This is a genomic window from uncultured Anaerobiospirillum sp. (assembly GCF_902485895.1).
Lineage (GTDB): Bacteria > Pseudomonadota > Gammaproteobacteria > Enterobacterales > Succinivibrionaceae > Anaerobiospirillum > Anaerobiospirillum succiniciproducens.
The window spans coordinates 43,416-64,161 of record NZ_CABTML010000084.1 but is presented as its reverse complement, the minus strand read 5'-3'; the positions used below and the strand labels follow the sequence as shown (position 1 = coordinate 64,161).

The following is a 20,746-nucleotide window of genomic DNA, read 5'->3' as shown; positions in this document are numbered from 1 at the left end:
GGGCTTTTAGATTTCTAAATAGTGCTGTAGCACTAGTTGATTAACAAGCCATTACAAAGATGGTTTTCAGGGGATAACGATGAAAGTTTTAGTCGTAGGTAACGGTGGCCGTGAGCATGCTTTAGCATGGCGTGCTGCACAATCTCCACTTGCTGACGTAGTTTATGTAGCTCCAGGCAATCCTGGCACTAAGAGCGAGCGCAAGATTGAGAATGTTGATATCAGCGCTACTGATATCCCAGCTTTAGTAGAGTTTGCTAAAAAGGCTGGCGTTGATTTAACAATCGTTGGCCCTGAGGCACCTTTAGTTTTAGGTATTGTTGACGCATTTAAGGACGCTAATCTGCGCGTCTTTGGCCCATCTAAGGCTGGCGCTCAGCTTGAGGGCTCTAAGTCATTTACTAAGGACTTCTTAAAGCGCCACAACATTCCTACCGCAGCTTACGAGGTATTCTCACAGGTTGATAGCGCCATTGAGTATATCAAGAAGAACGGCGCTCCTATCGTAATTAAGGCTGACGGTCTTGCCGCTGGTAAGGGCGTAGTCGTAGCTATGAGCGAGCAAGAGGCTATTGATGCAGTTAAGTCCATGCTTGAGGACAATGCATTTGGTGATGCTGGTGCTCGCGTAGTTATTGAAGAGTTCATGGAGGGTGAAGAGGCTTCCTTCATCGTCATGTCTGACTCTATTAACGCTGTTCCTATGGCAACCTCACAAGACCACAAGCGTGTTGGTGATGGCGATACTGGCCCTAACACTGGTGGTATGGGTGCTTACTCACCTGCTCCAATCGTTACCCATGATGTATATCAGAAGGTAATGGATCGCATCATCAACCCAACTATCAAGGGTATGGCCGATGATGGTATTCCATACACTGGCTTCTTATACGCTGGCCTCATGATCGATAGCAACGGCGATCCACGTGTTGTTGAGTTCAACTGCCGTTTTGGCGATCCAGAGACTCAGCCAATCATGCTGCGTATGACCTCTGATCTTGTTGAACTGTGCTTAAAGGGTGCTGAGGTTGGTGGTTTAGAAGGCCGCACCTGCTCCTACAATCCAAACCCAGCTGTTGGTGTAGTTTTAGCTGCTGAGGGCTATCCTGCATCTCCACGTAAGGGTGATGAGATCCATGGCTTAGATGATGAAGTTCCATCCTACGCTAAGATCTTCCAAGCTGGCACTGAGGAGAAGGATGGCAAGGTAGTAACCAATGGCGGTCGCGTACTGTGCGTAACTGCTATGGGTGAGGACATCGCCGAGGCTACCAAGCGTGCCTACGGTATCATCAACCATGTTAAGTTTGATGGCATGTTCTACCGTAAGGACATCGCTCACCGCGCCTTAAAGCGCTTAAACGGCGAGCAGTAATCAAAAAATACTATTCCTTAATTTAATCTGCAGTTACTGCAGATAGATCTGAAAGCCCGTATAGCCTCAAGCTTTACGGGCTTTTTTATACCTAAAGTAAATCAAAAGAACCAAGCCTTAGCTAAACTTCCAGCTTCTTCTTAAGCTATGGCTTACTAATGGCTTTTCAAAACTACATGTTAGGTTTTCTCGACGTGAAATGTCCCAAGGTCTTTAGCAAGATTCTCAATGAAATTGCCATTACGCAATACTCATTACAAGAATGATTTTCAATAAGACAAAGATAAAAGAACCTATGCTAAGCGCTCAGATAGTTAGGTTTAACTTGCAAGCTCATTAATAGTGCACATAGCTCTTATGCACTCAACCTCTGTAAACATAATGTCCATGCACCAAAGAACAAGCAGCAAGATATCCTCTTTTAGACTATGCCCAAAGCAGTGCATAAAAAGAACAACTATTGGGCACGGTAAGAAAGGTACATTCAAGCACTAAGTGATAAATACAAGTTCGCCAATATCAACTAAGGGGTCTATACTGTGCATACTTTTGTATAAAGGCCAACATATCGCCACACATACTGATTGAACTTTTGCAGTGGTGAACTCCGTTTTTTATCTGGCCGCGAGGAAGTAATGGATACATCAGCCTTAATTGACCAGATCTTGGTCTTTATCTTTACCTTTACAGCCAACCTATTTGCCTCTGTATCAGGCGGTGGAGCTGGCTTTGTGCAATTCCCATTACTCATCCTTATGGGCTTGCCTTTTGCCACCGCTCTTGGTACCCACAAGGTAGCTGTGGTGTTCTTAGGTATTGGTGCGCTTGCCAAAAAGAAGTCTAATAAATTTGCCATCGATAAGAAGATAGCCCTAGTCATGATACTTGTGGGCTGTCCTGCGGTAGTTGCAGGTACGCTAATCGTTATCAATGTGCCATCGGATGCTGCACAGCTTACTGTAGGCATAGTCACGATCTTAATGGGTGCCTATACCTTGGTAAAACGAGGCTTTGGCTCTGTAGCAAAGGAAAATATCTCCAAAAAGCGTTTTGCCCTCGGCGTCTTCCTCATGATTATTATCGGTCTCTTCTCAGGATCTTTATCCTCAGGTGCAGGCCTATTCTCTACAATGACCTTAGCTTTAGTCTTTGGTTTAGAGCTTAAAAGAGCTATCTACCACACCATGGTGTTCGTAGCCACCATTTGGAATGCAGTAGGCGCGGTAACCGTTGGTGCAGTAACCGCTATTTACTGGCAATGGGTTCCAGTGATGATCTTTGCCTCTTTCTTAGGTGCTTTTGTGGGTACCGCTCTCATGCTCAAGATGCCAACAGAGAAGGTACGTATCATCTTCTCCTTAGTTGCAATCTTAAGTGGTGGATTACTTATCTACACTGCCATGCACTAAAGCAGCATACAACCGCTATATTTACACAGATTCACTAGCGCCGTTATCGCCTATGGTAACGGCCTATACCACAGTCCATCGCCAACTTACATTTTTAGCATCTTTAGCTTCAGCATTTGAATCTCAAGTTGATTATTAGGCGTCGCCCAAACGATGCGTCTTAATGCCCCATGCCGTTGCATCACTCCGCTCACTGCAATAGGCCATAAACCCTATGATCTTAACGAGCCTAGACACCAGCGCCCGCCCATACACACGCCATTATCTTATTAGGCCTGCATAGCAATGCCCTCGCAAATTAGCAAAATAGCCCAGCACTATCAATTTGGCAGAATAGTCCAGCCATCGCAATTGCCCATAGAGCGCCTATGGCCCCGCAAGCAAAGCTGCGGGGCGCTAAATTGGCGTTAGCATAAATATCTGCCTTCGTAGTGAAACTACGTCAGATCTAAAGAACAAAAGCCTTAGTTGCGTGGTGTAGCTACGATGGCATTAACCAAACGTAAGCCGATAATCAGGCGGTCTTCATTACGAAAACGTTGCTCTAAAAGCTGACCTGCCTTTGACAAATCAGAGCGCAAGGTCTTCATCTTAGCGCTATCTAAGTCCTCGGCATAGCGATCAGCAAACTGCAATAAAACCTCTGTAGTCTTATCAATACGAGGCATCACACGATGAGCAATAGATAAAGAACGGCCTGAGGCATTTTCAATCAGCTCGACGATCTTTGGATACAAATCAAAGTGGCCACGGGAGATGTAGTCCACCAAGGCATCGCAGAAGTCTACAACCTGCTCATAACTTGGGTCTAGTACCTGCTGATCTATTGAATCGTCACTTTGAGAGATCTTCATCTGTGGGTTAATGAGTTCCATATACTTCAATACGAGCTGTTTACGCTCGTTAATCATGTCGTTAACCCATGAGTAACGTTCTTCAACGTTTTGCAGTGCGGTATTGAAGCCACTGATTTTATTGTCTTTCACAGGGCACCTCCTACCTTACTAATTACGCAAAATAAACTCTGTGTGCTTAGCAAAGATAATCTTTTAGCACCAAGCTAGTAGAACACATCAGGCATACTACTAAGCTTGCACACAAATTTATGTTCACTACATAGTAGCTGGTGATTATTTTCAAACTTGTCTGTGTAGATACACAAAGGGCCCGCATGATGCGAGCCCTCTGTAAGGTAGCTATAGTAAATGCACTTAGATGGTCAATTGAGACTAGGATCTTTCTTAACTGCCTAAACATCCTAAGAGCTTGCTTAGTCATTCTGGCAATTGACAGAAATTTGGCATCCTAAGAGCTAGCGCTTTCAGAGTTTGCTATATCTGTAAAACCATCTTAGCAAAACGTAGTTACTTTTTAGCGATTAAGTCCTCTTGATGCAGCTCTTTTTTGAACAAGGCAACATTATTGGCAAAACGCTGACGATTTTTCTTAGCAATCTGGGTATCTTCGTTAGCTGGAAGAGTAACTCTCATTGCATTGATTGGACGATTGTTACGACGTAACTCGTAGTGCAGGTGAGGACCAGTAGAAATACCAGTATTACCAGAACGAGCAATCATCTGACCAATCTTAACTGACTGACCCTGGTTAACTAAGAGCTTAGATAAGTGCATATAAACAGTTGAGTAGGAACCACGGTGACGAATCACGATGTAATAACCTGCTGTACGTGAGTACTTAGCAATTTCAACCACACCATCAGCTGGAGCCACAATTGGGGTACCAACTCTAACGGCAAAGTCAGTACCGTTATGCGGACGAACACGTCCAGTTACAGGGTGACGACGGCTTGGATTGAAGTGAGATGAGATAACTACCTTGCCATCGATTGGGAAACGACGGAAAGTTGAGAAAGCAGAGTTATAGCCTTGCTCATCGTAGTACTTATCATCAGTAAAGTTACGATAAGCTGAGAGTGTACCTACTTTCTTTAAGCTCAGCTCAATAGCGTTAATCTTGCCCTCCCCCTTATCATCAGAGAAGAGCACACGCATGGTATCGCCTGGCTGAACGTGACGAGAGAACTGCACACGGCCTTTGAAAAGCTCAGTAACCATACGCACCTCACCGTAGGTAAGGCCTGCCTCATGGGCTGCAGTAGAGAAGCTCTCACCGTGCTTAACAGTAGCCACAACTAAACGACCACGCTTTTTGTAAGCTGGCAGCTCGATATCATCAGCACTTACTAATGGCTTTAAGTTGCCATTAGCATCAGCAACTAAGATATGGGCATCTTTGTGTTCGCGCTTAACGGTAAACTCAGTAGAGTTAACGTTGCTACGGGTAAAGTGCCACTGCTCGTAATCATTAATCTGCTTAACAAAGCCGATAAGATTGTTCTTATCATCAAAGCTAAAGTAGAGCTTGTTGCCTGGACGCAGATTAGTAATATTGCCCTCAACCTCTTTATTCTCGGCGATGGACATCATTACGTTATACGGAATGTTGAAATCAGAGAAAATGGAGCTTAAAGAATCACCACGCTGAATATCTTCGCTAAGCCACTGATTCTTGCTAGCTGACAGCATTTGAGCGCTGTGCTTGCCTTCTTTATTAGCAAGTTCACTAAGCTGTTGCTCCACTGCACTATCGTCAGATAAAGCGATAGCTGAACTTAGGTCATCTTCATCATAGTTTTCCATGGAGCCTAAGTTTTCAGTGGTATAGACGCGCTGATTGTTGTTGTTCTCTGACATAGCAACGTCGCGACCTGTAGCAGGAAGCTCTTTGCTATCTGTGAGCAGAATATCAGTCAGTGAGCGAGTAGGATCGATGAACTCCTCATAGACACCATCATCAGTGACAGTAGTGGCGTAGAGTTCATTAGATGTGTTTCTACCGATATTTGTATTATGAGGCAGGATGAAATACAAAGCACCAGCAAGAAATACCGTACTAGAGATAGCAATAACATGCTTTCTCGAGAGCGGGTATTTGCTATTAGAGAGGTCGTCTTGATAGATATAGTCTTCAGTTTCCATTAGTACGCCGTGGCATGGACTACATCAATAGCGCCGTTCTTTCCCTCGTTTCTAAAAATCTGACACGCGTTTAACTGTTTGAGCTCTATTTGTCTCACAAGAGACGAGCTCAGATCACTGCTTATAGACAGTGACAGTCTAGTAAGCTAGACAAACACAAGAGCTTGCACCAAGTAATTTATTCTTAGTGCTAATAAAGTTTTAGCCATTAATGTCTATAAGCTATGGCCATCTTGTCTATGGCTCTGAGCACAACAACAAACTTACAAGAGCTCATATAGCGCACTATCTATATTTAGATATACATGCACCACAAGATAGTCTTTAAGACATGCCCATCATAGTTGAGGTATTGCCACTTTAAGTCTTACCCGAACATCCATAAATTAAGCTCTAGAGCTAAATTAGATGAATAAATGGCAAAAACATGGCTTTTACATAAACTCAACTAAATTTTGACAGTTAAAACGGCACGTCCCTTGCATTAATAACTTTTACAAACAGCAAAGCAACGTTGACATCATAGTTAGGCATTGCAAAGCCACAGCTGCCTAGCTTGAGTCAGAATATAAGAAGTAGATGAAAAAGCATCACGCCAGATGCTGATTTACGTTATGTCACAGCAGCATAGCTTACTGTGACTGCCTATCATTTCTGATATCTACAATCTTGCCCTACCTCATTGAGGCTTAGGCTAAATAAAGTAGCTGCAAGCGTACCAATTAAAAGCTTTTGTCATACGGATAACCTGCCAATAAGCTTAAGTACTTTGACTAACGCTACTTAGAACAAAGATAGCAAGCCATGTATAAGCATGGAGCTTAACTTGCTACAAGCATGCGTATATGTAGCTGCTAGCTTTAGCATCTACAATTTACAAAGCCACTATCTTTTGCTCAATCACACCTAGCTAAGGCCTACTGAACATAGCTAAATGCCACTGATTAGAAGATCTCATTCTTATCAGAAATACAGTGCACTATTTTGCTTCAAAACCACTTCAAAATCTAGCCTAAAAGCGCAAAAACTCCTGTAATTGACTAACTTTTTGCCCAGTGCACCAAAGCGATCGTTTTAGCGAGCGTCAACAATAGGCAAAACCTAGATGCAACATAGTTTTTTTGTCAAATTTAATGAAATTACCAGCTTAATTTGAGCCACCCCTATATTGCACCAAAAACATCCACCTAAATGACCGCCATGCAACAGCTATAGACACAGAACTTAGACATACTAAAAGCTTTGCAAAAACACGGGATTGTGACGCTTTTGAGCTATACTAATCGACTATCCTGAAAACAAACGTCTTCAGATAGTAGGACTTATAGCTATCGTTTAGCTAGTCTTGCCTACATTCATCGTTAATACTGCCTTCATTCATCTTACCCATCCCATCAAAACTACTTGCTATTTAAGCTAACTGCAGAGTTAATTTGCGCGTTTGCTTAAATCATGGTTGTTGTTGGCAAGTAAAGTGTGAGCGCTCTTTTTGAGGTTTCCCATAGTGATTTTTGGCGAAAGATTCTATCCAACACTGCAGAAGATGCCACCATGGCGTCATAGTCTATTTGCTCTTGCTTTAGCTACCCGTGCTTATCCTAACTTTGCGCTCTGGTGTGAGATTAAGGAACAGCAAGGCAAAAGAGAGTACCTGCATGCTTTAAAGCAATGTTGGCGCTTCCACTATGACAAATACAATCACGTAGATCTTGAAGCAGCATACGACATCATAGAGCCTCTCATGCCAATGGAGCTTGAGGAGTACTCTGAGGGTGACTCCTTTGCTTTTGATGCCTCAGTAATTCTAGATGTGGCTTTAGAGAGTGTTCCTTTCAATAGCAAGAACGCTAAGAATGCATCCATGGCATCCATGGCGTCAGTTATTAGACTGTGTGAAAACACTAATCCAGAAGAATCAGACGATGAGGAAAAACTCTTAGAGCTCGATCCAATTCAAGCTGAGATCGATTTCCAAGTGGCTGTCATGGAAATGGTAATGGAGCCACGCTCTGCAGACGTTGTTAAAAAGCTCTTAGAGCTCTCCTTAGAATCTAAGTGCTCTAACATCGGCATTGAAAGCGACTTAACCATGGATGACTTTGCTGAGTCTCTTGTGCAAACTGAGCTTAGTGAAGAAGAATTAGCTAAACGTAAAGGCGCTGTTGATCCTTGGGGTGCTAACAAGCAAGCTAATGATGAGGATGATGGTGGTGGTGGTGGTGAAGACGAGCTTGCCATTGATGAAGGATCAGATCTCGATGGCGACAACGAGGTAGCTAATAGCAAAGAAGAGCTCAATACATCAGACGAGCAAGTTGCAAACGAGCTGCTCTCAGACGAAAAGATAGCAAAGCAAAAGATCGCAGATGACGAAAGCACCACTGAGATCACCGCTGATGAGGATTACTCCAACATTGATCCAAGCGAGTTTGATGAAGATCTTGAGCTATTAGAGGAAGAAGGCGAATCTGACGAGGCTTTTGGCGACATTGTTCTTGTTGAAGATGAAGACGGTGTCCTTACTGATATGACTGCACCATTCGAAGGTGATGCCGACGAGGAAGATGACAATAAGTCAAACAAGCGTCAATCTCATCGCCAAGAGCGTCGCAAAGATCACCGAGACTCTCCACGCCGTGAAGATCGTCGTTTTGACAGACACCCACGCCGCGATCGTGAAGATGGCGAAGGCCGCCGTAGAGATCGCAAGTTTGGCGATCGCCCTCATGGCGATCGTCCACACAGCGATCGCAAGTTTGGAGACTGCCCTCGCGGTGATCGTCCACACGGCGATCGCAAGTTTGGAGACCGCCCTCGCGGTGATCGTCCACACGGCGATCGCAAGTTTGGAGACCGCCCTCGCGGTGATCGTCCATTTGGCGATCGCAAGTTTGGCGACCGTCCTCATGGCGATCGTCCACACGGCGATCGCGACCGTAAGTTTGGTGACCGTCCTCATGGCGATCGTCCATTTGGCGATCGCAAGTTTGGTGATCGCCCTCGCGGTGATCGTCCACTTGGCGATCGTGACCGTAAGTTTGGTGATCGCCCTCGCGGTGATCGCAAGTTTGGTGATAGACCATTTGGCGATCGCAAAGGCCGTGGTGGTAAATTCGGTGATCGCAGTCGTCACGGTGAGGCACCACAAAAGCCACGTGTCTTTGGACCAAAGAGTAACTAACTGAGTTCACCTCTTTAGCCTTACATATCCATAAAACAAAAAGACCGTATTGGCAGTTTTTGCGGATACGGTCTTTTTATTTTTTGCAGCCTTTTTACAAAATGTGCATAGCAAGTTAACCATAACAATTTATTTCGCTGCGATTTTTAGATGTGATTTATCATAGTTTTCTCATTGATATCGGATTCTTTGCAAAGCATTACATAACCATGAGCAATAATCACAGAATCATTGCAAATGCAAGATACAACAAAAGTTGTACGACATAGTTACAGACAAGCTCAAAGAACCGCAGTTTTATCTTTTTTAACTTTTTAATCTTGACCTTTCTATTAACTGATCTGATAGAATAGCCGACGGTTTTTTGAGTGTTTTTCTCAATTAATCCGTAACATCCGCTAAGAAATCATGTTGCATCTAGTAAGGCACTTTTTCTTATTAGCCTAAAATGCGATCTATCAATCAAAGTTGCTAAAAGTGCTCTTGTTTAATGCTACTTTAAGGATATGATTTTAATAACAGCAACTGATCTGAGTTCAAATTAACTAAGGTATGCATAGATCTCTGATCTAAGTTTAAGCAACATAGTATGTTGACTCACAGCTAGGTCTGTTACATGTTCAGCATAGCAGCTCAACTTATATTAGTTGTGGCTGTATGATTACAGGAACACACTCACAATTAGATTCACATGCTTTGTCTGGCAGAATAGCCAGAGTATTTAACTTGATAAGTTGAAGGAAGATCAAATGGAACGCCGCAAATACTCACGTGTAGCTCTCGACCTTGATGGCACTCTTAAGTCACCCGTCCAAGCCAAGGCCTATATGGTAAAAGTGCACGATCTTTCCTTAAAGGGTGCTTTTGTTGAGCTGCGTAACTTCGAGCAAGATCCTCACATGTTCTCCGGCCAGAAGTACGACCTGACCGTTGAACTGCAGGCAACTACTAAGATCGTTATGCACATGACCTGCCGTCACGTTATTGGCAAGAAGTTAGGTTTAGAATGCGATCGTATCGATACAGAATCAATCGGTAACTTACGTCGACTGATTGAAATGAACGTAGGTCGTTCAGACATCTTAGGTCGTGAACTGAGCGTACTCATGCACATTAATAATCCAGGTGCTGTGGACTAATATAGTTTGCCAAATTGAGTAGTTGATTTGCACTGCTCAAGCACCAAGAACATCTGATGATCCTAAGTTGACATATCATCTCACATCCAATCCGTTAACTTAGATCATCTGATCGCAAAAACAGCACTGACCAAAAATGGCAGTGCTGTTTTTTGTTTTCAACCTAACCAAATCATCCTACCGCATTAAGCGCATCGCCCCTGCCAAGATCTCTGTAGCAACGAAAAACAGCGTTATAAGATCACACCGATTAGTACAGCCTCTTAGATCTTAGATAGCTAACAACACTCACGTCAGCTTAAGTGCCATCTATTACATAGGATGCTAACAACACTCATGTCACTTTCATTGCCATCTATTACATAAGATCGCCACTACCTACTTTATCTTCAAGATCCTTTGGATTGTATAAACAGATACGCTATCAAGTTCGCGATCCATACCTACCTTTGAGATCTTATATGGCAATCAAAAACTAAGATCGCGACAACCTACCTTATCTATAAGATCTTGACTGATTGTACCTATTCTAAGATCTTAAGATCTGTTGCGCCAAAGCAGTTATCTTTGATCGCATGGCCAATAGTCTGATCTCTGAGATATCTGTAGTCATAAGATCAAGGCATCTCTATGCTAAACAAGTTCAACAAGCTGTTGAATATTTGAGACAGCCACGATCTCCATATTGCCGATCTTTTTCTTATTATGAGGAGCGTTATCGGCTGGAATGATGGCCTTAGTAAAGCCCTGTTTTTCGGCTTCATTGAGGCGCTCTAAACCTGATTGCACTGGACGTATTTCACCAGTCAAACCGATTTCACCAAAGGCAATACAGGTGCGCTCAATTGGTCTAGAGGTAAAACTAGATAATAAAGCTAAGATCAGAGGCACATCAGAACTAGTACCGTCGATCTTTACACCACCGACCACGTTTACAAACACATCTTGATCGGCAAGCTGAATACCTGCATGACGGTGCAGAACAGAGAGCAGCATCGACATACGATTAGCATCAGTACCTAAAGATAAGCGACGTGGGTTACCAAACTGAGACTCATCAACTAAGCACTGCAGCTCAACTAACAGTGGTCGTGTACCTTCCCATACACAGGTAGCAAGAGATCCTGGAGCAACTGTTTCTTGACGGTTTAAGAAGATCGCAGATGGATTTTTGATCTCACGCATGCCCTTATCAGTCATGGCAAAGACACCGATCTCATTAACTGCTCCAAAACGGTTTTTCTGACAGCGCAGTGTTCTAAAGCGCATATCATTGCCCGCTTCAAGCATGACAGAGCAATCAACGCAGTGCTCTAAAACTTTTGGACCAGCAAGAGAGCCTTCTTTAGTAACGTGTCCAACTAAAAACACCGCAATGCCTGTTCGTTTTGCAAACTGAGTTAAAGCTGCAGCTGCCTCACGCACTTGGCTAACTGATCCTGGGGCACTATCCACATCATTAACATGCATAACCTGAATAGAGTCGACAACTAATACAGCAGGCTGCTCAGCCATGGCTAGGCTAATAATGTTATCAATGGAGGTTTCAGCACCAATTCGTACATTTTGCGTTGGTAAATCTAAGCGGTTGGCACGCAGTGCTACCTGTTGCAAGGACTCTTCGCCTGTTACATAGAGTACCTTGGTAGTAGCAGATAACTTACATACAGTTTGCAATAGCAAAGTCGATTTACCAGCACCAGGGTTACCACCAATGAGCACTACTGATCCTGGCACAATACCACCACCAAGCACGCGATCAAACTCACTATAGCCCGACGGCATACGTGGGGTTTCAGTAATCTTGACGTTTGACAGGTCTTCAATTTTGCCGTCTGCAACACCAGCAAAACCGCCCATATTGCGAGAGACTGCTCTTTCAGCTTTAGGGCCTGAAATCTTGAGCTCTTCAATAGTATTCCACTCACCACAGGCCTTACATTGACCCTGCCAACGTGAATACTCAGCGCCACATTCGCGGCATACAAATACTGTTTTTGCTTTAGCCATTTGTCTACTGTCTGAAGAAGAAAACCATAACTACATCAAACTAACTATTAAGGTTAGTTGCAGATCCCTTAGATTCTTGAGGCAATGAGCTTACATCATAAATAGTGCTGTGGAACATAAAGTGGGAAAAAGTTATTGCAATGTTTGCTGCATCTGACTTTATCTTGTGCCGCATCTGAATTTAAATTGTGCAGCCTTTTGACTTTAACACGTGACGCCTTTGTCGTCGCTTGTGCATATTCCGATTTATTGGCACAAAATATAATGCTCTGCCTTAGCTAAGAATATGGCAGTAAATTATGCCCACATTGCTTTTGTCGCCACTATTACACAGCAATATTGACGTGTATCTGAGTTTGAACGTTTAGCTAGATTAAGATAGTGCAGTAAATGCAAAGTTGCATAAATTTGCACAATGTTGCATCTAGACCCTAGCTATTATAATAAGACTCGTTTAGGCTATGTATTATCAAGTAACTTGCCAAAGCAGTGTGCTTTTATATCGCTTAGCAATGCAATTTGCTAATGCCTCAAAGTATTATTGCGATAGGCAAGTGCGCTTCAAATTTAACTAGTTGACATAATCATTGCGAACCGTTAGATTTTTTGACGCAATCTTGCACCATTTAGAGAAGTTAAGATAGCGTAGGTTTCGTAAGAAACGATTTTATTGTTCAACTAGATATGCACCTTTTTGTGGAATATACACAAAACAATATACGGGACTTTGTCACAATATGCGCACAAAAGTGCCCAATTTAACGGATTTTGTGGTTTGAGTCTTTTGCAAAACGGGTGCTTTAGATTAAGATCGCGCATGTAGTATCTGCCAAATGGTTTAACAAAACCACATATGTCTCTTTTGGTTATGCATTAAAGCTTACCTTTCATCATGTTAGAATAGTGAGTTGCAAACCGACACATTTGTAGAGGCTATGCAGCTGAGCATTTTGTATATGAGGATATAAGACAGATCACGGTTTAATATCCTTAACATTGCTATCTTATTACGAAAGATTTTGCTGGCTGATAAGGCTATTCCGACGAATCAAACAATTTTGTAGCGCTTTGATTCAAAATGCAGCTTCAATGCATCTTAAGTCGGAAGTTTACTGGTCATTAGGAAGAATAGAATGCTGACTCATCATCAACTCGAACTGATTAAAGCTACAGTACCAATTCTGCAACAGCATGGTGTTGCTTTGACCAGCTGCATGTACAGCCGTATGCTCCGTGACAATCCAGAGCTTCGTCAGGTATTCAACCAAGGTCACCAGCGTACTGGTAGACAGCAGGCTTCTTTAGCCGCTGCAGTTCTTGCCTATGCACAGAACATTGAAAACCCAATCGTAATGTTCAAGGCAGTTACCCACATTGCCTCTAAGCACGTTTCTTTAGGTATTCGTGCTGAACACTACAGCATCGTTGGCTACCACCTCATTGAGGCTATTAAAGAAGTTTTAGGCCTTACCGATGAGGACGAGCTTGTTGAGGCTTGGACTATTGCTTACGAGCAGTTAGCAGGCATTCTTATCGATGCTGAGACCAAGCTCTATCAGACTATGGCTAATATTGACGGTGGCTGGTCTGGCTGGCGTTCATTTAAGATCGTTGAGAAGAAGCAAGAAACTTCCAACGCAGTTAGCTTCGTATTACGCCCTGTTGACGGCGGTGAAATCTGCACCATTCTTCCAGGTCAGTTCATTTCCGTACGTGTATACGTAAAGAGCGAAGAACTCATTCAGCCTCGTCAGTACACTGTAGTATCCTCAGATGGTTACTCCATCCGTATCTGCGTAAAGCGTATCGATCCTAAGGGTGATGAGCCAGGTGGCATGGTTTCAACCGCTCTGCACTACGACTACAACGTAGGCGACCTTATCGACTTAGCTCCTCCAATGGGTGAGTACTACCTCGATCCTAGCGATACTCCTGCAGTATTAATTATCGGTGGTATTGGTATTACTACCGCTGTTGCCATGCTCGGTAGCGTTAATGCTGAAGAGCGCAATATGCACTTATACTTCACCTGCCACGATCAAAAGGACTTTGCTCTGCAGCAGGAAGTTAACGAGCTTATGGAAAGCCACCCTAACTTCACCATGACCACTCGCTTCACCGCTGATGAGGGTCGTCCTACCGCAGCTGACTTTGCTGCCTTAGCACGTCCTGATACTCAGTACTACATCTGTGGTCCTAAGGGCTTAATGAAGTCAGCTATCAACGCTCTTATCGAAGCAGGTGTTGATGAGGAACTGATCTTCAACGAGAGCTATGGTACTGGCGTTCTGCAAAAGGACTAAGCTCTAGCATAATTTTAAGTACGTTCTTATGCGTACCAAAAGAGGCTGCCATCGTGCAGCCTTTTTTGTCTCTATCGACAGCCTAAGACACAAAAGCCCCCATCACCCAAGCTGCTATCAAAGCACAAAAAGCCCCAACACCAAAGCTGCTATCAAGGCGCGAAAAATCCTCGTTGCTTGTCAGCCTTTCATCATGTTACTATCTCCTTTGCTCAATGTATTTTATATCTAGATTGCTATCTTATTACGAAAGATTTTGCAGGCTGATAAGGATATTCCGACGAATCAAACAATTATGTAGTGCTTTGATTCAAAATGCGACTTCAATGCCTCTTAAGTCGGAAGTTTACTCAACATTAGGAAGAATAGAATGCTGACTCCTCATCAACTCGAACTAATCAAATCTACAGTACCAGTTCTGCAACAGCATGGTGTTGCTTTGACCAGCTGCATGTACAACCGTATGCTCCGCGACAATCCAGAGCTTCGTCAGGTATTCAACCTGGGTCACCAGCGTACTGGTAGACAGCAGGCTTCTTTAGCAGCTTCAGTTCTTGCCTATGCACAGAACATTGAAAACCCAACCGTACTGTCCAATGCAGTTGCCCACATTGCCTCTAAGCATGTTTCTTTAGGTATTCGTGCTGAGCACTACAGCGTCGTTGGCCACCACCTCATTGAGGCTATTAAAGAAGTTTTAGGCCTTAAAGATGGGGACGAGCTCGTTGAGGCTTGGGCTAAAGCTTACGGGCAGTTAGCAGACATTCTTATCGATGCTGAGAGCAAGCTCTATCAGACTATGGCTACCACTGACGGTGGCTGGTCTGGCTGGCGTTCATTTAAGATCGTTGAGAAGAAGCAAGAAACTTCCGACGCAGTTAGCTTCGTGTTACGCCCTGTTGACGGCGGTAAAATCTGCACCATTCTTCCAGGTCAGTTCATTTCCGTACGTGTATACTTAAAGAGCGAAGGACTCGTTCAGCCACGTCAGTACACTGTAGTATCATCAGATGGTGACTCCATCCGTATCTGCGTAAAGCGCATCGATCCTAAGGGTGATGCCCCAGCTGGTATGGTTTCAAATGCTCTGCACAACGACTACAACGTAGGCGACTTTATCGACTTAGCTCCTCCAATGGGTGTGTACCACCTCGATTCTAGCGATACTCCTGCAGTATTTATCATTGGTGGCATTGGTATTACTACTGCTGTTGCCATGCTCGGTAGCGCTAATGCTGAAAAGCGCAACATGCACTTATACTTCGTCGGCCACGATCAAAAGGACTTTGCTCTGCAGCAGGAAGTTAACGAGCTTATGGAAAGCCACCCTAACTTCACCTTGACCACTCGCTTCACCGCTGATGAGGGTCGTCCTACCGCAGCTGACTTTGCTGCCTTAGCACGTCCTAATACTCAGTACTACATCTGTGGTCCTCAGGGCTTAATGAAGTCAGCTATCAACGCTCTTATTGAAGCTGGTGTTGATGAGGCACTGATTTTCAACGAGAGCTTTGGTACTGGCGTTCTGCAAAAAGACTAAGCTCTAGCTTAATTTCAAGTACGTACTTATGCGTACCAAAAGAGGCTGCCATCGTGCAGCCTTTTTTTTGTCTCTATCGACAGCCTAAAACACAAAAACCCCATCACCCAAGCAGCTATCAAGGCACAAAAATCCCCATCAACCAAGCAGCTATTAAGGAACAAAAAGCCCCAAAAAACAAAGCCAAACAAGGCACGAAAAGCCCCAAAAAACAAAGCCAAACAAGGCACGAAAAGCCCCAAAAATTCAAAGCCAAACCAGGCGCAAAAAATCCCCATAAGCGCAAGGCTGATGAGGACTTTTTCAAAGCAATACTTAGTAAATGAAATGCTACTAAGCTTGTTAGGAGTTTAAATTAATTTCAATTAGATCTTATTAGTCATTTGCATAAGAGCGCTGACAGATGACAGATCGCCAACGTTCATAGCATTGCGGGCCTGCTCTTGAACCTTTGGCTTAGCATGGTATGCAATACCGAGTCCGGCCTCAGACATCATTAACAGGTCATTAGCACCATCGCCTAAAGAGATGATGTTGTTCTTATTAATGCCTGACTCCTTAAGCTCCACGATTAAAGCAGCCTTACCCTCACCATTAACGATCTCGCCAACAGTATGGCCTGTGAACTTGCCATCTTTAATCTCAAAACGATTGGCTTTGACACGATCAAGACCGTACTTCTCTTCGAGTACGCAAATTAACTCAAGGAAACCACCAGAGGCGATACAGGTCTTAAAACCATAGTCTGGTTTTAAGGTATTGCAGTATGTGAGTAAAGAGCTAAGACCGTCAGTTTCAACCATGATCTCTTTTACTTTAGCTAAAGTATTATCGGCATCCCCTCCTTCTAGCAGAGCTACACGACGAGTTAAAGACTGATTGAAATCTAGCTTGCCATTCATAGCCTCGAAGGTAATCTCTGCTACCTTGTCATAAACGCCTAAGCAACGAGCGATCTCATCAATACCTTCGATCTGTACTGAAGTCATATCCATATCCATGACTAAAGCACCGCTTTGCTTGTGGGTTTCATTAAAACAAGGGAATGCCTCAGAGAAGAAGACATCACAGACACCCTTTAAAGAGCCATAAACAACCTCATGCTTAATCTGCTTTTCGATCTCTTCAGAGACATCATTTGCAAGTCTAATCAGAGCGTATTCAAAGCCATGAGCCTTATCTAAAGTAAAGATAGAGGAGCAATCAGCTAAAGAAGTACCTGCCATAAACAGTACTTTGCTCACCACCTGAGTATGCTCAGCGCCTAAAGAATCAATGCGCTGCAGCTGAGACTGACTTACATCTTTTTCAGACTTGAAAATGAAAAACAACTCTCTGAACATAGACTCCTCCTAATGTCTCTAAGCATGAATGGTTTTGATGGTTGTGATTGATGTTAAAGCTTAGCTAGTGTAATTAACTATGTCGACATAAATATGAACATAGCAACATTTCTTAACAGCCCAAGCAAAAACAATGAGTTAAAAATCACAATTTTAACGCATTCTAAAACTTATTGCTCACAGGAGCAGTAAATGAGAGCCTGGTGTGAAAGTGCTGTACTTAGCTAGAGCTAAGTTATAAGTATCGCGATCTAGTTTGCAATCACCGCTCAAAACTTAACATAGCACTTTTTCTAAGAGCATATTTGAGTCATAGCTCTTTATATTTATCACTAAACTTAAGCAAAAAGATAACGATTATAGATATATAAGCCTTTTAACGCGTCTAGCGTTGAAAATGTCACTCAAAATTTTGTCTATGTGTTAGATTGCGATTCTTGATTCTTGAAACATGAGCAACTCTCTGACGATGCGCTCCTTTTGCAAGGATCAAAGCAACACGCCCACAAGTCTGAAACTCCAGCTTTGCTATTGGCTGTCTAGTTAGTAATACTGATGGAAGTGAGATTCATGAGCGCTGAAATTGCCACCTATGATGTAGATGTTGCCTACCTTGACTCAATCATGTCACTTGCCCTTGCCCAAAGGCAGATGTTTAGATTTCTTCAGCTTGATATCTCTAACTGCAAAATCTCATACATCAGCACTCGCGGCACAACCTATTTAGGTATTAAAGAGGGCTATAAAGATCTTCTAAGCCGCAAAGAGAAAGGCCTTAAAGAGGCCAAAAAACTCCGCGCTGGCGCTAAGAACTATTTACGTCTTATCCGCAATGAAGATGATGACATTCTGCAGATTGAAAGCTACAAGAATGGCTATCTTGAGTGCATCTATCAGGCTCATCATGTTAACAACCATCGCTACCTCTTCCCATTTACGCCCGATGGTATCCCGTATAGCACCTACACCTACGTTACACACTTCAAAGACGGATGCGTAACTGAAGAATACATGGTGGATGATAAGCAAATCGTCTATGAGAGCTATACCGAGCTACATGGTAAGAAGCTTGGCTATACCTATCTTAACTATGTGCCTGAGGATCACTATCCGATTCGTGAACTGCTTGAAGGTTTCTTTAATCTAAGCAGCTCAACCTACACTCAAACTAAGTTTCAGTGCTGGCTTAGAGATATCCCTCAAAAGGTCTAAACCGCACCAAGCTTAGATTAAAAAAGGCAGCTTAAAGCTGCCTTTTTTCATAGATTATTATGGGTATATCGCGTTAGCGGCCAAGTAAGCCTAAAGCTACGGTAGGACGCTGATTGGCCTGCATTAAGATAGTCTGCGAGGCTTGCTGTATGATCTGATTTTGAGTCAGCGCTGCAGTTTCAGCAGCAAAGTCAGTATCACGAATACGGCTACGTGCATCAGATTGATTTTCAGCAATGGAGCTTTGATTACGGATAGTTGATTCCATACGATTTTGCAAAGCACCAAGCGCAGCACGCTTAGAATCAACTGCAGCAATAAACTCATCAATAAACTTTAAGGTATTCTGCGCAGCTGATGGAGTAGATACCACCCAATATGCAGTTGATACATCAGCATTAGCAGCACTTTTTGCTAAACCAAAATGATCGTTTTTACCTGCATCAGCCTCAGTATCGCCAATTTTCATTTGGGCATTCTGCGCTCTACCTGCGTTAACCATCGCCATGATACCAGGCATGGTAAAAGCACCGCACTCTAAGGTGAGCTCGTCGTTGGCGTTCGCGCCTACCTGAAAGAAGTACTCATATTTTGCATTATTGCCTTGAGTACCGGCAACTTGACGCATGAGGTTATTAGGAGCAGTACCGCCATCGAGCACGGATGCGCCTGCAAAGGTGGTCTTTTGAGCAATACGGGTGATCTCGTGAGACAGAGACTTAACTTCTTCTTGGAGCGCCTGACGATCTTTTGCTGTGTTAGTACCGTTAGCAGCCTGTACCGCAAGAGTACGGATACGCTGCATCATGTTGGTGGTTTCGTCTAATGCTCCTTCAATAGTCTGACATAGCGCAATACCGTCATTAGCGTTACGGTTGCCTTGTATAAGTCCATTGATTTGGGATGTGAGACGATTGGCGATCTGCAGACCTGCAGCATCGTCCTTGGCACTGTTGATACGAAGACCTGAGGAGAGTCTCTGGAACGAGGTATTAAGCGCCAGAGTAGCATTAGCGAGCTTGCGCTGTGCATTAAGCGAGCTCACATTGGTATTCACATATAAGGCCATTTCTCTCTCCTATCTCAAGCACTTATCTAGAGACTATCTAAGGTACTAATGCCTTATTTAAGGCAATTAACAGCGAAGTTTAACGCTGCAATCCTTATGCCGACGCTGCATAAGCAGAACATAGAGTCTGAGCCTTGATGTTGCTTAGATTGAAGCATGAACTTTATGGTTCATACTGTGAGTGAAGCTAAGAGTGGCAACTTAATTGGCCATGAGACTTTGTACTAAGAGCTCGATCTTAGATATTAGTTAGGCTTTGTAGTTGGTGCTCAAGCTTAGGTAGGAGGGTGGCATCGTAATCTTGAGTCTTGCTGCCATCAAAGTCTGACTCTAATAGCAGATGCGTGCTTTGTAGGCCTTTTATGTAAGCATCCTTAATGATCTTGGCAAATTTAGATGCATTTTGCTCACCTAACAGACTACTGCCTAAGCCAAGTTTATAGCCTTTGTTAAGGCATGACAGGGCAGAGCCATAAGAGCCATTAAAGCCATGAATAATGACCTCAAGATAGTCTTTACCAAAGCTTGAGATCAAAGCATCTAACTCATTTTGCGCCCGCACACAATGAAAAGAGTACGGCTTTTTGTAGGCTTGAGTCTTGGCAATAAAGTCCTTAAGGCACTTAAGCTGCAGCTGCAATGGCACTTCAATACGTTTATCAAGGCCTATCTCGCCGAGCACTGGCATTATATCTGGCCTATGATTTTGGATACGCTCAATTAAGATCTCTAATGCATTAAGCTCAATTATGTACTCAGCATTCACATTAAAAGGATGCAGCCCTAGGCCTAAATAGATGGTTTTATTGGCTGTTTCTATTTTCTTACTATAGTATTCAAGCACCTCATAACAGGCTTTGGCATCTTTATAACAAGTACTAAAGCAATAAAAGCAATCTATATCGCTCTTAAGAAAGGAGTTAATTCGCCTTGAAATAGCATCGCTAGCAAGTGCATCTGTGCTGAGCACTTGAGGCAAGTTTTGATCTTGAGCTGCTGCATCAATAGCTTCTTGTGCGCAATTTAGACGTGAATGAGCACTAAGATCAAGTTCTTTAAGACCTAAGAGCAGATGGCAATGCGTATCTTGCTTATTGAAACAGCGCTGTGACATTAAAGTACGACTAGATTGATTCCACTGTGCAACTGCGATGGCTGCACTGTGG

14 protein-coding genes are annotated in these 20,746 nt (G+C 43.4%); 8 read left to right on the top strand and 6 right to left on the bottom strand.

Annotated elements, in window-relative coordinates:
• Positions 1–79: 79 nt before the first annotated feature.
• A complete protein-coding gene (purD, locus tag RDO37_RS07035) occupies positions 80–1,375 on the top strand; it encodes a phosphoribosylamine--glycine ligase (RefSeq protein WP_308498576.1) in 1,296 nt (431 codons plus the stop codon).
• 635 nt (positions 1,376–2,010) lie between these two features.
• Positions 2,011–2,784: a sulfite exporter TauE/SafE family protein gene (locus RDO37_RS07030; RefSeq protein ID WP_027939174.1), complete on the top strand. Its 774-nt coding sequence runs from the start codon at positions 2,011–2,013 to the stop codon at positions 2,782–2,784.
• Positions 2,785–3,248: 464 nt separating this feature from the next.
• Here the strand turns inward: RDO37_RS07030 and RDO37_RS07025 are convergent, their stop codons facing one another.
• Together RDO37_RS07025 and RDO37_RS07020 are read right to left on the bottom strand one after the other, a co-directional pair.
• Positions 3,249–3,770, bottom strand: coding sequence for an Rsd/AlgQ family anti-sigma factor (locus tag RDO37_RS07025; RefSeq protein WP_308498575.1), 522 nt, complete (start codon positions 3,768–3,770; stop codon positions 3,249–3,251).
• Between the two features lie 378 nt (positions 3,771–4,148).
• Complete coding sequence (locus tag RDO37_RS07020) at positions 4,149–5,783, bottom strand: peptidoglycan DD-metalloendopeptidase family protein (RefSeq protein WP_308498574.1); 1,635 nt, start codon at positions 5,781–5,783, stop codon at positions 4,149–4,151.
• Positions 5,784–7,287: 1,504 nt separating this feature from the next.
• On the opposite strand from RDO37_RS07020, the gene RDO37_RS07015 reads away from it, so the two are divergent.
• Both RDO37_RS07015 and RDO37_RS07010 read left to right on the top strand, forming a co-directional pair.
• A complete protein-coding gene (locus tag RDO37_RS07015) occupies positions 7,288–8,964 on the top strand; it encodes a DUF416 family protein (RefSeq protein ID WP_308498573.1) in 1,677 nt (558 codons plus the stop codon).
• Positions 8,965–9,713: 749 nt separating this feature from the next.
• Positions 9,714–10,103: a PilZ domain-containing protein gene (locus RDO37_RS07010; RefSeq protein WP_308498572.1), complete on the top strand. Its 390-nt coding sequence runs from the start codon at positions 9,714–9,716 to the stop codon at positions 10,101–10,103.
• A 633-nt stretch (positions 10,104–10,736) separates the two neighbouring features.
• Here RDO37_RS07010 and radA read toward each other — a convergent pair.
• The gene (gene radA, locus RDO37_RS07005) at positions 10,737–12,113 is read right to left on the bottom strand and encodes a DNA repair protein RadA (protein WP_027940155.1); all 1,377 of its coding nucleotides are present in this window, start codon (positions 12,111–12,113) and stop codon (positions 10,737–10,739) included.
• Between the two features lie 1,133 nt (positions 12,114–13,246).
• Between radA and RDO37_RS07000 the strand changes: the two genes are divergently transcribed.
• The 3 genes from RDO37_RS07000 to RDO37_RS06990 all read left to right on the top strand — a co-directional run bounded on the left by RDO37_RS07000 (position 13,247) and on the right by RDO37_RS06990 (position 16,282).
• Positions 13,247–14,416, top strand: a complete 1,170-nt coding sequence (locus RDO37_RS07000; RefSeq protein ID WP_027940156.1) for a globin domain-containing protein — start codon at positions 13,247–13,249, stop codon at positions 14,414–14,416.
• A gap of 370 nt (positions 14,417–14,786) precedes the next feature.
• The gene (locus tag RDO37_RS06995) at positions 14,787–15,956 is read left to right on the top strand and encodes a globin domain-containing protein (protein WP_308498571.1); all 1,170 of its coding nucleotides are present in this window, start codon (positions 14,787–14,789) and stop codon (positions 15,954–15,956) included.
• A gap of 53 nt (positions 15,957–16,009) precedes the next feature.
• Complete coding sequence (locus RDO37_RS06990) at positions 16,010–16,282, top strand: hypothetical protein (protein WP_308498570.1); 273 nt, start codon at positions 16,010–16,012, stop codon at positions 16,280–16,282.
• A 39-nt stretch (positions 16,283–16,321) separates the two neighbouring features.
• Here RDO37_RS06990 and serB read toward each other — a convergent pair whose 3' ends face one another.
• Positions 16,322–17,299 carry a phosphoserine phosphatase SerB gene (serB, locus tag RDO37_RS06985; protein ID WP_308498569.1) on the bottom strand — a complete coding sequence of 326 codons (978 nt, stop codon included), beginning with the start codon at positions 17,297–17,299 and terminating at the stop codon, positions 16,322–16,324.
• A 570-nt stretch (positions 17,300–17,869) separates the two neighbouring features.
• On the opposite strand from serB, the gene RDO37_RS06980 reads away from it, so the two are divergent.
• Positions 17,870–18,511, top strand: coding sequence for a hypothetical protein (locus RDO37_RS06980; protein WP_308498568.1), 642 nt, complete (start codon positions 17,870–17,872; stop codon positions 18,509–18,511).
• Positions 18,512–18,584: 73 nt separating this feature from the next.
• Here the strand turns inward: RDO37_RS06980 and RDO37_RS06975 are convergent, their stop codons facing one another.
• Together RDO37_RS06975 and RDO37_RS06970 are read right to left on the bottom strand one after the other, a co-directional pair.
• The gene (locus RDO37_RS06975) at positions 18,585–19,580 is read right to left on the bottom strand and encodes a flagellin (protein WP_308498567.1); all 996 of its coding nucleotides are present in this window, start codon (positions 19,578–19,580) and stop codon (positions 18,585–18,587) included.
• A gap of 238 nt (positions 19,581–19,818) precedes the next feature.
• Positions 19,819–20,694 carry a TatD family hydrolase gene (locus RDO37_RS06970; protein ID WP_308498566.1) on the bottom strand — a complete coding sequence of 292 codons (876 nt, stop codon included), beginning with the start codon at positions 20,692–20,694 and terminating at the stop codon, positions 19,819–19,821.
• Positions 20,695–20,746 lie beyond the last annotated feature (52 nt).